At 57.8% G+C, this 14,147-nt stretch carries 15 protein-coding genes and 1 pseudogene; 7 read left to right on the top strand and 9 right to left on the bottom strand.

The window, feature by feature from the left end; all coding sequences use genetic code 11:
• Positions 1–535 precede the first annotated feature (535 nt).
• The 5 genes and pseudogenes from O1W68_RS21360 to O1W68_RS21380 all read left to right on the top strand — a co-directional run.
• The gene (locus O1W68_RS21360; RefSeq protein ID WP_269306995.1) at positions 536–979 is read left to right on the top strand and encodes a hypothetical protein; all 444 of its coding nucleotides are present in this window, start codon (positions 536–538) and stop codon (positions 977–979) included.
• Complete coding sequence (locus tag O1W68_RS21365) at positions 976–1,479, top strand: hypothetical protein (protein ID WP_269306997.1); 504 nt, start codon at positions 976–978, stop codon at positions 1,477–1,479. The genes O1W68_RS21360 and O1W68_RS21365 overlap by 4 nt, the downstream gene beginning before the upstream one ends.
• 125 nt (positions 1,480–1,604) lie before the next feature.
• Positions 1,605–1,814 (top strand): hypothetical protein, encoded by a 210-nt coding sequence (locus O1W68_RS21370; protein ID WP_269306999.1) that lies wholly within the window; start codon positions 1,605–1,607, stop codon positions 1,812–1,814.
• A complete protein-coding gene (locus O1W68_RS21375) occupies positions 1,811–2,449 on the top strand; it encodes a DDE-type integrase/transposase/recombinase (protein WP_269307001.1) in 639 nt (212 codons plus the stop codon). The genes O1W68_RS21370 and O1W68_RS21375 overlap by 4 nt, the downstream gene beginning before the upstream one ends.
• A 28-nt stretch (positions 2,450–2,477) precedes the next feature.
• Positions 2,478–2,809: pseudogene (locus O1W68_RS21380) on the top strand (transposase); the annotation flags it as partial.
• Between the two features lie 44 nt (positions 2,810–2,853).
• On the opposite strand, the gene argJ reads toward O1W68_RS21380, so the two are convergent.
• From argJ to O1W68_RS21425, 9 genes are all read right to left on the bottom strand, one after another.
• Complete coding sequence (gene argJ, locus O1W68_RS21385) at positions 2,854–4,023, bottom strand: bifunctional glutamate N-acetyltransferase/amino-acid acetyltransferase ArgJ (protein ID WP_269307003.1); 1,170 nt, start codon at positions 4,021–4,023, stop codon at positions 2,854–2,856.
• A gap of 37 nt (positions 4,024–4,060) precedes the next feature.
• A complete protein-coding gene (locus O1W68_RS21390; RefSeq protein WP_269307005.1) occupies positions 4,061–5,524 on the bottom strand; it encodes a class I adenylate-forming enzyme family protein in 1,464 nt (487 codons plus the stop codon).
• Positions 5,517–6,263 (bottom strand): TauD/TfdA family dioxygenase, encoded by a 747-nt coding sequence (locus O1W68_RS21395; RefSeq protein ID WP_269307006.1) that lies wholly within the window; start codon positions 6,261–6,263, stop codon positions 5,517–5,519. Before O1W68_RS21395 ends, O1W68_RS21390 begins: the two co-directional genes overlap by 8 nt.
• Entirely contained in the window at positions 6,263–7,141 is an 879-nt protein-coding gene (locus O1W68_RS21400; protein ID WP_269307008.1) for an asparagine synthase C-terminal domain-containing protein, read from the bottom strand. The genes O1W68_RS21395 and O1W68_RS21400 overlap by 1 nt, the downstream gene beginning before the upstream one ends.
• A 287-nt stretch (positions 7,142–7,428) precedes the next feature.
• Complete coding sequence (locus O1W68_RS21405; RefSeq protein WP_269307010.1) at positions 7,429–8,247, bottom strand: enoyl-CoA hydratase/isomerase family protein; 819 nt, start codon at positions 8,245–8,247, stop codon at positions 7,429–7,431.
• Positions 8,244–8,822, bottom strand: a complete 579-nt coding sequence (locus O1W68_RS21410; RefSeq protein WP_269307011.1) for a formyltransferase family protein — start codon at positions 8,820–8,822, stop codon at positions 8,244–8,246. The genes O1W68_RS21405 and O1W68_RS21410 overlap by 4 nt, the downstream gene beginning before the upstream one ends.
• Positions 8,819–10,006, bottom strand: a complete 1,188-nt coding sequence (locus O1W68_RS21415; RefSeq protein WP_269307013.1) for an argininosuccinate synthase — start codon at positions 10,004–10,006, stop codon at positions 8,819–8,821. The genes O1W68_RS21410 and O1W68_RS21415 overlap by 4 nt, the downstream gene beginning before the upstream one ends.
• A complete protein-coding gene (gene argH, locus O1W68_RS21420; protein WP_269307015.1) occupies positions 10,003–11,520 on the bottom strand; it encodes an argininosuccinate lyase in 1,518 nt (505 codons plus the stop codon). The genes O1W68_RS21415 and argH overlap by 4 nt, the downstream gene beginning before the upstream one ends.
• Positions 11,521–11,731: 211 nt before the next feature.
• A complete protein-coding gene (locus O1W68_RS21425) occupies positions 11,732–12,355 on the bottom strand; it encodes a LysE family translocator (protein WP_269307017.1) in 624 nt (207 codons plus the stop codon).
• A gap of 76 nt (positions 12,356–12,431) precedes the next feature.
• Here O1W68_RS21425 and O1W68_RS21430 point away from each other — a divergent pair, with 76 nt between their 5' ends.
• Together O1W68_RS21430 and O1W68_RS21435 are read left to right on the top strand one after the other, a co-directional pair.
• Positions 12,432–13,376: a LysR family transcriptional regulator ArgP gene (locus O1W68_RS21430; protein WP_269307019.1), complete on the top strand. Its 945-nt coding sequence runs from the start codon at positions 12,432–12,434 to the stop codon at positions 13,374–13,376.
• A 68-nt stretch (positions 13,377–13,444) separates the two neighbouring features.
• Complete coding sequence (locus tag O1W68_RS21435) at positions 13,445–14,035, top strand: DDE-type integrase/transposase/recombinase (RefSeq protein ID WP_269307021.1); 591 nt, start codon at positions 13,445–13,447, stop codon at positions 14,033–14,035.
• Positions 14,036–14,147: the final 112 nt, after the last annotated feature.

Genomic DNA, 14,147 nt, shown 5'->3' on the forward strand with positions numbered 1-14,147 from the left:
ACCTGACACCCGCCGAGTACGCTGCCCAATGCACCCACACGCACCAACCCGTGGGCTGCGCGATCGACTGACATCAATCACACCGTGGCTCTAGAACGCGGTGGTCCGACTATCGGGGACCTGCCACCCCGACTCGGACAACAGCTGATCGAAGAACTCCCTCTGCGTGCGGCCGTTTCCCGCCCGAATAGGGATGAGCAAAATTGACGAAGCCCTACATCTCCTCGAGACGGACGGGCAGGTCTGCGTTCGAAATCGAACGAAGCTGTTTCGATTAGGCGATCTGCGCAGCGATATAGGCGACCGGTAGTCCGATGCCGTTCGGCGTCATAAACGACTTATTTTCCTTCTCGATCCCTACCGTCCGCATTCCACCGGACCACAGGTACATATCCTGAAACAATTACTGATGCGACGCCTTCAAGTGAGGCAGATCGTACGTTCGCATCACTGCGCTGGGGTTGTCGCGTAGTTCGGTTACCCCGTACTTCGAAAAGGTCGTTCTCGAGTGCAGACTTCGAAGTACGCTAACCCGATGAGCCAGAGGCGTGTACGCGATCGTGGCGTACTGTTGGACACCAACTTCATCTCGGCGTGGCGCTCGAACCGTGTCACGCCTCCCACGGATGCCGGGTCGCTGTACATCAGCACCACCGCTCTTCAGGAGTTGTACAACATGCAGGGGCGCGAGGGCTGGGAGTATGCATACACCGCTCCGCTGACACCACTGCACAGGGCTCCGTTCCAGTTTGAGGCAGCGCAGGAGGCCCACTTTAAGAGCTATCTGAAAGGCCACCTGAGGAGCCGCTTTGACAGACGACTCAAGAGGTGGACTGACTCATTCGTAGTCACCCTCCCATTGGATTTCGAGGCACAGGTTCATGTTTGGGAGCTTTGCCACACGACGCTCGCGCTCCCCTCTCTGCCAGGATCAAGTGAGACACTTGCAGTGAACGAAGTGGACACCCTGAGGGCATGACTCGAGCACCACCGATGAGCAGCCCAAAGCCCGTACCGCAGCCGGACGAGCCGATCGACCCCGCACTGAAAGCAACCCGACGCACCTTCACCGCCGAATACCGCAACAAGATCATCGACGAGTACCGCGCAGCCCCGTTCGGCGAGAAATCCGCAGTCCTACGCCGCGAAGGCCTCTACCAGTCGCAACTGCGTGAATGGTCCGCTACTCGAGAGAACACGACACCGAAAAGCGCCGTCCATCGAGGTAAAAGCCAGACCGGCAACACCATCGACGCCTCCGACCGCAAAGAGATCGACCGCCTCAACAGGCGTAACGCGCAACTCGAGAAGCAACTGACGCAGACGGAGGCCGCGCTAGAGATCATGGGAAAACTGCATGTGCTCTTGGAGTCGATCTCCGAGAGCACGGGCACGACGATGCCGCCGACCACGCGCTCGACACCACCTTCGACGAACTCCACGCCGCCGCGATCCCGACGAGAACGGCGTGCACGCTGATCGGCCGTTCCCGAGCCACCCACTACCGCCGCCAGAAACCTCCCGTCCTGGGCCCCAAGGCACGCCGCAGCGTCCCGGACAACGGACAAGCACTCACTGCTACCGAACGCGCCCACGTGCTGTCGGTGATCAACTCTGATACCAACGCTGACCTGGCTACCTGTCAGATCTACGCCCGTGAACTCGACGACGGAAATTACTGGTGTTCGACCTCGACGATGTACCGGATCGCCACCGCTGCCGGGCAGAATCGTGAACGACGACGCCTGGCCACCCACCCACCGAAGGTCAAACCGGAACTGCTCGCCGACGGGCCATCTCAGGTGTGGTCGTGAGACATTCCCCCAAGCACTGCGTGCAGGGAGGTGCCCCCACCAAACTGAAAGGACCGCGCAAAGGCGAGCGGTTTCACCTGTACGTCTTGATCGACATCTACTCCCGGTACACGCCACATTGGATCGCGGCTTCTCACGAAAGTGCTTTGATTGCACAGCAATTCATCGATGATGCGATCGAGCGCAACGGAATCTCGCCACATACTGTGCATGCCGATCGAGGGGTGTCGATGACCTCCGGGTTGGTCTCGGAACTGCTTACCTTCCTCGGTGTGGTCCGATCCCATTCAACGCCGAGAGTCTCGAACGACAATGCGTATTCGGAGGCGCAGTTCAAAATTTTGAATTATCTTCACGATTTCCCGAAATCGTTTGCCAGCCTTGATGATGCCCGCACATTCCTGAAAGGGTTCTTCAACGAGTGCAACCACATTCATCACCATTCCGGTATCGAATGGCATACGCCGGCATCGGTGCACTTCGGTACCGCCGACGCGATCGACGAAGCCCGCCAGATCACCCTGACCGCAGCATTTCACGCCAACCCTGCACGTTTTTCGGCTCGGCCTGCTCCACCGAAAATCCCGCACGTCGCTTACATCAACGAACCCGCATTCGAAAAACAGATCACCTGAACGCCCAGTGTCTCATTTGACTTGATTTTCGCACGCAGGTGCCGTCACCGTCCTGCACACCGCCGAGGTCACAGGACTCACCGCCGCCCTGTCCGAGCAGCTCGCACCATGGCGTAAACCGTTAACGAGCTTCGACCCCGGCAAGACTGTCGTCGATCTGGCAGTGTCACTGGCACTCGGCGGCGACTGCCTCGCCGACATCGCTACCCTGCGAGAACAGCGGGCACCTTCGGGCAGGTGCCATCGGATCCGACGGTGTCCCGACTGGTCTCGGTCCTGGCCTGCGATGCTCCGCGTGTACTCGCAGCGATCGACAATGCCCGCGCACAAGCTCGCGCTACTGCGTGGGCACACGCCGGCATCACGCGTGCGAAAACAGTTAGGACAGCTAAATTTGACCATCTCTATGTGGTGTAATCCGCGTTGATGCGTATATACCCATCGGTCAGATCACACCCGTAGACCCTCCACCGTTCGGTACCGATTCCTAAGTTCACGTTGATCTCGACTGTCGGAGCTGCGAGGTGAACACGAACAGCTTCCATGTTGGCTTTGCTTGTCTCCTCGTCCAATGATGAACTCGGGAAGACCACAGTGTCTGCGAACGCAACGCTAATTTTGTCGGGCTCTATGTCTGTCTCGTCGCTGCATTTTCCGATGGCCATGAGGACACGACCCCAGTTGGGATCTTCACCGTGGATCATTGTCTTGACCAAGGGGGAGTTAATGATCGTCTTCCCGACCAGGCGTGCTTGACGTTCGCTCGATGCCCCGGTGATCGTCGTGACGATCAGTTTTGTCGCGCCTTCTCCGTCGCTGGCGATCATCTTCACCAGATCGGTGCACACTTCTTCGAGCGCTACTACGAAATCGGCATGTGAGACTGGGCCTGCAGCACCGTTGGCAAAAATCGCCGCTGTATCGCTCGTGGAGGTGTCAGTGTCAATCGATACCGAATTGTAGGTGCGTTCAACAATGTCGCGGAAAGTTCGGTCGAGATCATCTTGAGAAATCTCGGCGTCGGTGAAGACGAACGACAGCATCGTCGCCATATCGGGCTCGATCATCCCGACGCCCTTGGCGATCCCGACGATAGTGCTCGCGCCGACTGCGCGGACTGAGACCTTGGCGCGAGTGTCCGTGGTCATGATCGCAGAGGCCACCGCATGTGCATCGAGCGGAAAGCCTTCGCCAAGACCGGTGAGGCCCCCTCTGATGGTGGTCATCGGGTACTGAACCCCGATGACACCGGTGGAGGCCATAATGAGGGCATCCGGATCAATCTCGGCGCTGCGGGCGACGGCGGAACGGATCTCGTTGGCGTTGCGAAGCCCTTGCGTACCGGTTGCGACATTCGCATTCTTGGCCAATATGACCACACCACGCGGACAGGTTCGGTCAACAGAGCTTCTACTCAAGGTGACGCATGCGCCAGCGAACAGTGATTTGGTGAACACGACAGACGCGGTGCACGGCCTATCCGAAACCACCATGGAAAAGTCGTCTCGTCCTTCGTCGGCGAGGCCCAAGTGGGTTGTCCAAGAGCGAAATCCCTTCGGTGCCGCGGGGATCATGCATACCCTTTCCTGATTCGATAGTCTTTCATCGTTGCTATGCCTTCGACCAAGACATCAGGGCACGCCGGTCTGGCTTTCCAACCGACGTTCTCGGCCAATCAGACATCAGAGTGATCCTTCCGACCAGACCGTAGTTGCTCATCACGTTCTGCACGCGCAGGTGTATACGGGTCAGGTCTGCCCCAGTGGACGTAAGTCGACATAGGACGGTAACCCGGCCGTCTGTGCCCGCGACCGAGGGTGCGAACACGGCGACTTCGTCGACCTCGTCGATGGCGGTGATCGCGTCTATTAATTCTCCAGCCGAGCACAATTTCCCCATTTTGTTGGACCACACGTCGTCAATGCGGCCGAGGACATTGACAGCGCCGTCTTCACGGACCATCACGGCGTCACCACTGCGGTACCACCCATCGGTGAAGGTGATCTCAGTGCGCCCGGGGTCACCCCAGTAGCCCTGAGCGCGGTGTGCGCGACGGAATTCGGGTTCGCCGACTCGATAGGTTTCCATATCCATGTCGTCGATTGGACGAAGTCGCATCTCCACTCCAGGCATGGGGCGCAACTCGGCGACACTCTGCAACTGGGGTCGCAGGTCTGCGCACATGATGCCGCACTCGGTGGCACCATAGAGCCTGCGTAACTGGATTCCGCACCGTTCGTGAACCTGTCGTGTCGTCGTCGATGTCAGTAAAGCGCCACCCGTCAGTGCTTTAGTAAGGTGGTCGCCCATAGAAACTGATGCCGACGGTGAAGTTGCTATCGAATCATAATGTGCTGGAAGAGCACTCATATAGGTTGCCTTCCAATCGCATATGGCCCGAGCAATGTCGGGAGCCGGGAGGCCTGCGTCGAGTTGCACTGTTTGCGCTCCGGCGATGAGGCCAGCGAGTACATGTACGTCCATCCCGTGGGCGAAGTCGAGAGGGTGGATATTGATCACCACGTCGTCGACTGTCAGGGCAAGTTGTTGGCACCAATCGGTGCGGTCTGCGAGCAACGAGTCCTCCGTCCAGTAGACCCATTTGGGCTCACCGCTCGTTCCGGATGTCTCGAGGATTCGGCCGCGCACAGCATCGTTCTTAACCACATCGGCGTCATGGGGACGCCTGTGGCGGAGTGAGACCCGGGTATCCGGGTCGACTACGAATCCCAGACCTGGGAGTTCCGGGTTCACGACGAGGTGTGTGACGGCATGCCAGCGGCTTCCCATAGCACTGAGTCGATCCCATGCCGTCTGGGGCACGCGGCTTGAGAGGTGTACCCCACCAGCGGCCATCGTTCCCAACAGAGTCGCGATGAAATCGATGGCGGACGCGTGATAGTCGACGATCACCACGTCTCCTTCATCGATGACGGGTGCGAGTATATCGCGCCACGTCGTCGCCGCCGCCGCCAGCTCGCGGAATGTCACATGGAGATCTCCCTGATGAAGGGCATTGCGGCCCTGTTCCGGCAGAAGTTTCACGGCCGCAAGAAAGCCCCGCTCGTCAGTCATCAATTTGTCCACGAAACAAGTGCCTGACGCTGCCTGGTTCGATTCGCGTGCGTCCGTGCAGGACCTGCTCGTTGTCGAGGACCAGGAGATCGCCCCGGACCCATTCGTGTGAGTAAAAGCTCTGACTGTCACGGAGGTACCTGTCCAGGGCTGTGAATACGGATCTACTTTCGTCTTCGGTCGAACCGGCCAGACGAACTTCCCATCCAGGGGGTGTGGATTCTTTCTCGGTTGAGAACGGAAGCGCAACGTTTAAACGCGTTGCACCCGTCGATAATTCAACGGTGGGAGGAATGGATAGCCAGCGGTGCGCAACACCAGGGAAGTGGGACTCATCGGTGACGAAGTATTCCCATTCCACGGTAATCACTGCGGCAAGTGTCGATGGAAGTGTCGCATCGAGAAGTTCGGTTTGTAGGCAGAGTTCTGTGCACCCGGAACCTTTTTGTTGATCGACTGCATTGCAGAACAACGCGATATATTTGGGAGAGGCGCCGACCAGAGTGCCGTCAGTGTGCAGAGGTAGAGCGCTGCGCCCGGTGACTACGCGGTCGGGCAATGGACTTGCGTCGAGATCCAGAAGTCCTGCTCTTCCCGTTCCAAATCGATGTGTAGCGAGCGTACCCAGGCCGCGCACGAAGACCTCGAAATCGTTTCTGTCCAAGGATGTGTTGCGCACGAGAGCGAATCCGTCGCGTGTGGCGGCTGACGCGAGATCTCTGGGGCCGGTTGTGATCATTAAATTGTGACCTCCTCTGCCCTACGGGCGTTTCTGTCGTACGCCACGGCTCCCGCTAGTGCATCGGCCCGGATCCGCGCGCAGACGGTGGATGGGGGTTCTCCGAGCGCACCTTCTAGTCCTGCGATCAGTCCGGAGCCCTCTTGGATTGCGACCTTCTTGCCGAAGGCTGTTTCAACCGGGAGCTGGTGGGCGGCGAGCTGCCGTAGGTAATATTTTTCGATACCATTCGTTGTTTTCAGCTGTGCGGGAACGTCCTGTTGGAGCTGGATGAGAGGGGAGCTCCAATACGGGTGATACATGCGAGGTCCGGGACTGAATTGGTCAGTAGCCATCAGCCCTGATGCGCTCGTCGTGTCGACCCGTTCGAAGGGGTCGTCAGCGACGCCATTCATTCCGAAGGTGCCGCCGGCATTGAGCAGGTCGCTTCCGAGTCCAGTGATCAGGTCGGCACCACATACGCGTGCTATCTCGAACGCAACGGTTATGAGTAGATGCACGACGATAACGTCGGCGTCATCTGATTGTGTGTACCGCATGCATGGGGAGATCGCTGCCGTTAGTTCCTCGGCAGTGACGTCTACGACGTCGAGTGGCAGTCCGACGTGATGTGCTGTTCGGGACGCGCCTTCGACTTCGTCGCCCCACGGTGTCCGGAAGGTAAGTGCGCGTATGTCGGCATCAGCGTTCCACAGGTAGGATGCAAGAAGTGCGGAGTCGACACCGCCGGACAACAACAACCGCAGCGGACGTCTCTTTGCCGCGATTTCCGTTGCAGCAGTGCGTAGCCCGTCATCAAGCCAGCCCATCGCTTGATCGAGGGAGCATCGCTTGTGCGCGCGCGTCGAGGAGAGTGATTCGGGTGGTTTGCTTTGCACCAGCAAACCACCTTCAAATGCAGCAACCAGGACCGTTCCTGGGTGTAGCGCTGTGGTGGTGATGCCAGCGCAGCTGCCGACGCTTGCTGTCGTTGCAATGAAATCAGTTCCTACCGCCCACGTCTGAACCTCATCGGTCCGCGTCAGAAATACCCGGCACTCACCGTGGCGTGGCGTCGTAATCATCATCGAGTCGTCGTTGCGAATCAAAATAGAACAGGTGTCTTTGCCACGGATCTGTATGCGTCCGTCAAGCGCGGAGACGACCCATCCGCGATCTAAGTCCGTCAATGGTTCTCTCCTACGATCCTGCGCATCTTCTGCTGAGCAGAATTCCCCGAAGCGAATCCTGCTCGGTGGCCAGCTATTGCCGCAATACGCGCCCGTTCCATGTCGAGGAGGATGGAGTGATTGACAAACGCTTTCGTGTGAGCGAACGGTACCGACTGATACTCGGATAGCGTGCGAGCTCGCGTACGCCCGACAGTGAGCGAATCGCTATTTGATGCGAGTTCGTCGATGAGACCGTCGGCAAGTGCGTTCGAGCCGAGCCAACGATCACACCCGATGATCATCCGATTCGCCACGGCAGGTCCGACCCGATGCTGTAAGAGCGGGGCGCCGAGGATGCAGGAGATCCCCAGTTTCAGTTCCGGCATCCGTAGATCGGATGTGGTGGTGCCAACTCGCCAGTCTGCGCACAGCGCGAGTTGGAGCCCGATTCCGATGCAGAATCTATCGACGACCGCCACTGTAGGCTTCGAGACCGACAGAACCGCTCGGTACATATCCACACAAGCATCGATCCACCGGTTGACCTCTGAACCGCCTGTGAAGTCCTTTACTTCGTTGAAATCACCGCCGACGCCGAACGACCGTCCGTCGCCGCCATACAGCACAATCGCCTCGACTTCGGGGGCGTCTCCGAGCTGCCAAACTAGCTCTGCAATACCGAGCATCTTGTCGGTGGAAAAAGTGTTGTGCCCTTCGCCATCGAACTCAATGATTGCCAAGGAGCCATCTCGAATCGCTGTGCCGCCGTTTCCGTCCGATCGGATCCGATCGGACGGAAACGTGGTATCGGACTCCGAGTTCAGGGTGGTCATGCTTCGACCAACTCCCCGCGCTGTCGGCGGTCGGCGGCGAGTGCACTGCGCGTGTAGAGGTGCTGACCCCATTGTTCGGAATGATCGGTGTCGATGGCTGCGCCCTCGCACACTGCAGTCACGATTCGATGGAACTGGGCCAGGGCGACCGCAGCGGTCCGTTCGCTGAGACTTGTCTCAGATTCCCCTGGCACGATGTCGAACCGGTCGACAGCGATGATTGGACCGCCATCCACTTTTGGGGTGATGATGTGGCAGGTAGCCCCGAACTGTGCTTGGTTGTCGTCGATGGCGTAGCGGTATCCGCCGATTCCGCGGTAATTCGGAGTCGCCGGGTGGAAATTCACTGCTAACTGTCGGACTCGATCGAGCATGGATTCGGAGAGAATGAAGTCCGACTTGAAGGAGAAGAGCAGATCGCTTCCTTGCCAGTGATCAAATTGTCGAGTCATTGGGTCTCCGTAGTCCCAGGCGAACCAGTCGGCGTCGACGAATCGCCGACGGAGGAAGTCGTGGGCCATCTCGGACCAGCGGGACCTGTCGGAAATGAGCAGGACAGAGCGGGAATCCTTCATCGAGCAAAAACTCCTTCAGTGAGTGGAAGAGCCCAGCAATAGGCGAATCCGGCACCTGCTTCGTGCCGGAATGTGTCGGATTCTTCGTAATCGGCCAGTGCCGAGCTGTATCGGCCGTATTTCAGCGACGTACGGCCGACGCACCGTGCGCTGCCCTTATAGAGTTCGATGGTCACCACACCTGTCACTCGGTGGGCCAGTCGCTCGCAATATGCATCGAAGGCTGCGCGCAGATCTGTAAACCAATATCCGTAGTAGACCAACTCCGCATACTTGTCGGCAATAGATCGCTTGTGATGGAGTGTTTCCCGATCGAGCACAAGTGCTTCCAGGTCCGCCCGTGCGGCAAGAAGGACAGTTGCTGCGGGTGCTTCGTAAACTCCGCGGCTCTTGAACCCAACAATCCGGCTTTCGAGAATTTCAGTTCGGCCAACACCGTTCGCGGCAGCTGTTTCACTGAGCTCGCTCACCAATGCGGTCAGTCCCAGTCTCTGCCCATTGAGGGCAACGGGAACGCCCACCTCGAATTCGATGGTGATCGTCGTTGCGCGATCTGGTGCCTCTGCCGGCGCGGTGGTGATTTGCCATGCGTCGGACGGAGGTGCCTGGTCGATCAGGTCAAGATCGCCGCACTCGATGCTGGTTCCCCAAATATTGGTGTCGATGCTGTATGGACTTGTCTTGCTTATGCCTACATCGATGCCATGTAGGTCGGCGTAGGCGATCTCGCTACCACGAGTGGTCATTTCCCAGTCGATCACTGGGGCCAAGATGTCTAGTTCGGGGGCTAAAGCACGCACGGAGGTGTAGAACCGCACCTGGTCGTTCCCCTTGCCAGTGGCCCCGTGTGCGACTGCTGACGCGCCGCGGTCGTGCGCGATCCTGACCATTCGTTCTGCAATCAACGGTCGGGAAAGAGGTGCCGCCAAAAGATATTTGCCTTCGTACGCGGCACCGGCGGCAAGGGCCGGCATTGCGTAATCGTGGAGGAATCGGTCGCGAACGTCTTCGACGATAACCTCGGTTGCGCCGGCTGCGATGGCCCGCCTCGAGACAGCGTCGAGGTCCTCGATTTGTCCGAGGTTTGCGCAATAGGCGATAATCTCGGTCTGGTAGCGCTCTTTGAGCCAGTGCACGGCCACCGAGGTGTCCAGTCCGCCCGAATATGCCAGCACGATGCTCATACGCCTACCTCCATCGTGAATTCAGTCAAGCTCTCTCCGCTGACTACAGATCTGGCCGTTCGTAGGCTTTCTGCTTTTGCTTCCCCAAGTCGCGATCTCATCTGTCTGGTTTCGGTAAGCCTCTTGGCCACATCTGAAAGGCTTTGTGCCTGTTGCTCGGCAACCCGTGCGGGTCCGGTTGATCCAGCGGAGATGTAGCTTCGCAAGGTATTGAGGGGATCACAGATCTGTCTCATGTCGGCCTCGCTGATCTCGATGTCATGTTCGTCTCGAAGGAAGGCGGTGGTAAACGCGACGTCGCGTAGCGTGTGGCCAGCGGCGAGCGCTGCATTGACGAGATCGCCGGTGAAGCGGTGTGCGGTTCGGAAGGGTGTGTTGAATCGAGAAACCAGAATGTTGGCGATTTCCGTAGCCGTCGAGAAGTTGTCCCAGCACAGCTCTCGACCACGAGTGCCGTTAAACGTGGTCTGCAGATTCTGGCGTCGACACAGTCGAATCGTGTCGAGGTAAGTATCGAGGGCTCCCCAGTAGACAGGCTTGTCTTCTTGAAGGTCGCAGCTGTAGCCGAGACCGACGGACTTTTCCATCACCAGCAGCTGCACGAGTGCGCCAACCGCCCGGCCGGACTTTCCTCGCGCCAGCTCAGCTACCACTGGGTTCTTCTTCTGCGGCATGATCGAGCTGCCGGTAGCAAACGAATCATGTACCTCAACGAGTGCGTATTCGTTCGAGCTCCACGTGACGATCTCTTCCTGCATGCGAGACAAATTCACGGCACCGCTCGCGGCTGACGCGGCGACTTCCACGGTCCAGTCCCGCGTGGACGTAGCGTCAAGGGCATTGGCCATTGGCGCATCGAATCCGAGGAGACGCGAGGTGTAGTCGCGGTCCAGACCGAATGTCGTTCCGGCAAGAGCACACGAGCCGAGCGGGTTAATGTTGATTCGTTTCCAGGAGTCCATCAGTCGGGCGGCATCGCGCAATAGTGCCTGTGCGTGCGCGGCTTTCCAGAACGCGGCCGAAATAGGCTGCGCTGCCTGAGAATGCGTGTAACCAGGAAGCACGGTCTCACGCTCGGCTTCGGAGCAACCGAGAAGATCTTGGGCGAACAGCAGCAGTTCTTCACTCGCATCGAGCAGCCATTCGCGAGTCACCATGCGCGCGTCCGTCTGCACCTGATCGTTTCGGGATCTCGCAGTATGCATCCGGCCACCGACAGGTCCGATGCGCTCGATGAGCATGAACTCGGTGTTGAGGTGCACATCCTCTTGACGGATGTCGAGCTTCAAACCACCGTCGGCGCGTGTGCCCTCCATCTCGAGTAGTCCCGCAAGCAGCGCTCTGGTGTCGGATTCGGTATTAATTCCTGCGTATCCAAGCATAAGCACGTGTGCGATGTTCTGCCATAGATCGTGTTCAAGCATCCGACTGTCCACTGATGCTGTCTCCGTGTAACGAAGTACATCGTCAGTAATATCGGAAGAGAATCTTCCACCCCAGAGCTTTTCGCTCATTGATCAAATACCCCTCTATTTTGCGTGCTGATTCGGTTCTAATGCAGAAGAAATTTTAGACAAAGTTTTGATATGAACGAAAGTGTGTCAGATTAATTTGACCGACCAGGATCGTCCATCGCTCCTATTTAGGATGTAATTTGACTCGAAAGAGGGGCTCTGAATAGGCCCTCTAACGAATAATGCAGAACTGTTCGATTCACGAGACCGTCTACTCGAACGCCAACCGGATACCGAATCCCACCAGAACCACACCCAACGCACGTTCCATCCAAGCCCCCAATTTTCCCTTCTCAAGAAATTGCCGTGCGCGTGACGCCAGAAATGCGTACGAAGACAGACAGATCAACGCCACCACGAATTCGATAGACATAAGCAACATGGACCAGACGAAGACGTTGCCGTCACGCGGAATGAACTGCGGGAGCACTGCGAGATAAAATGCGCCCATCTTCGGGTTCAGAAGGTCTGCAATGAATCCGGTCATGAATGATCGTGACCACTTCGGTTGTTGCGCAATAAAGGTCGCGGCATCGATGTCTGTAAAGCTGCCCTTACGCTGCCAGATGCTCTGAATCCCTAGGTACACCAGGTAAGCAGCACCTGCGATCCGCACCGCATCGAACGCTCCTGGCACGCTGGAGAGCAACGACGCTAACCCGACAGCAGCTGCAATACCCCACGCCATGGACCCGGTCGCCGCACCCAATGCCACTGCAATTCCCTGGCGCACACCGCCACTGAGCGAATGCTTCACAGCCAGCATGACGTCTGGTCCAGGAATGACCCCAAAGACGATCGCGACAGGCAGATAAGCCAGAACAGGGTTGTTCACGGCGCAAACAGTACGGCCCGGTCGGTTACATGTACACCTCTTCTTAGTAGAAGGAATGTCGGGTTAGTATTTGTGGATGTACAACCACGATCAACTTTTGACGCTCGCCGCAATCTGCAATTCAGGATCGTTCGACGGGGCCGCAATGGCGTTGCATATCTCCTCGTCTGCAGTCAGCCAACGCATCACCGCACTTGAGCGAGCCTCAGGGGCTGTATTGCTGCAGAGAACACGGCCGGTGGTTCCAACAAGAAACGGGCAGGCCCTTCTTCGGCTCACGCGTCAGATCGAACTTTTAACTGTCGATGCCGATGCCGAGTTTCGCGGCGGGCCTACAACTACGAGTACAGGTGCTCGAGTGAGATTTTCGCTGGCTATCAACGCTGATTCGGTCTCGACGTGGTTTCAACCAGTGCTGAAGGCGATCGCTACTGATCGGCGGATCCTTCTGGACCTTCACATCGAGGATCAGGACCACACAGACTCGCTGCTACGCCAGGGCGCGGTCATGGCCGCTGTGACTACCTCTCGCACTCCAGCACCTGGCTGCAGCATAGAACCCCTCGGAGTCATGGTCTATTGGCCTGCCGGCGCGCCCTCGTTGGTTCGAGACTGCCCCGACGAGAGCTTCGACCTCAGCCAGCTACCGATGCTGCGGTTTGACAAGAAAGACGACCTCCAGCACGCCTACCTACGCAAGATCAAAGCTCACCGCGAACCACCAATTCACTATCTTCCTTCCAATCGAGAATTTCTCACTGCCGCTCGACTTGGGCTCGGCTGGGGTGTGCTGCCGGAAGGGCAGATTGCGCAAGACCTATCCGATGGAACGCTCGTCTATCTGGATCCCGACCACAACGTCACAGTTCCTCTGTACTGGCAACGGTGGCAACTACAGTCTGAAACCTTAGACAGAATCACAGACTGGGTTCGTGACGCAGCACATCGAGCCTTGGTGGATGTCCCAACAAAACGTAGCAACCCCTGCCAGCCTGACTTCGACACGGCGAGAAACCATTAGTGGTGTGCCTAGGCATCAATACTGCCAACTGATCGGCCCAGGGAGAGGGGACCGTCTCAGGTGTGGTCGTGAGACATTCCCCCAAGCACTGCGTGCAGGGAGGTGCCCCCACCAAACTGAAAGGACCGCGCAAAGGCGAGCGGTTTCACCTGTACGTCTTGATCGACATCTACTCCCGGTACACGCCACATTGGATCGTGGCTTCTCACGAAAGTGCCTTGATTGCACAGCAATTCATCGATGATGCGATCGAGCGCAACGGAATCTCGCCACATACTGTGCATGCCGATCGAGGGGTGTCGATGACCTCCGGGTTGGTCTCGGAACTGCTTACCTTCCTCGGTGTGGTCCGATCCCATTCAACGCCGAGAGTCTCGAACGACAATGCGTATTCGGAGGCGCAGTTCAAAACTCTGAAGTATCTTCACGATTTCCCGAAATCATTTGCCAGCCTTGATGATGCCCGCACATTCCTGAAAGGGTTCTTCAACGAGTACAACCACATTCATCACCATTCCGGTATCGAATGGCATACGCCGGCATCGGTGCACTTCGGTACCGCCGACGCGATCGACGAAGCCCGCCAGATCACCCTGACCGCAGCATTTCACGCCAACCCTGCACGGACAGAGGATCTCAGTACTCAGCTGGCATCATGAAGCAGGCGTGTGGACGGTACGGGTTGCGGCGTTCGATGGGGGCAACCGGTATTTGCTGGGACAACGCCGGCGCGGAGAGTCTGTGGTCGACGTTCAAGCACGAGTACTACTA

The sequence above is a fragment of the Rhodococcus sp. H36-A4 genome, from assembly GCF_027158005.1.
In the GTDB taxonomy this organism is placed as follows: domain Bacteria; phylum Actinomycetota; class Actinomycetes; order Mycobacteriales; family Mycobacteriaceae; genus Rhodococcoides.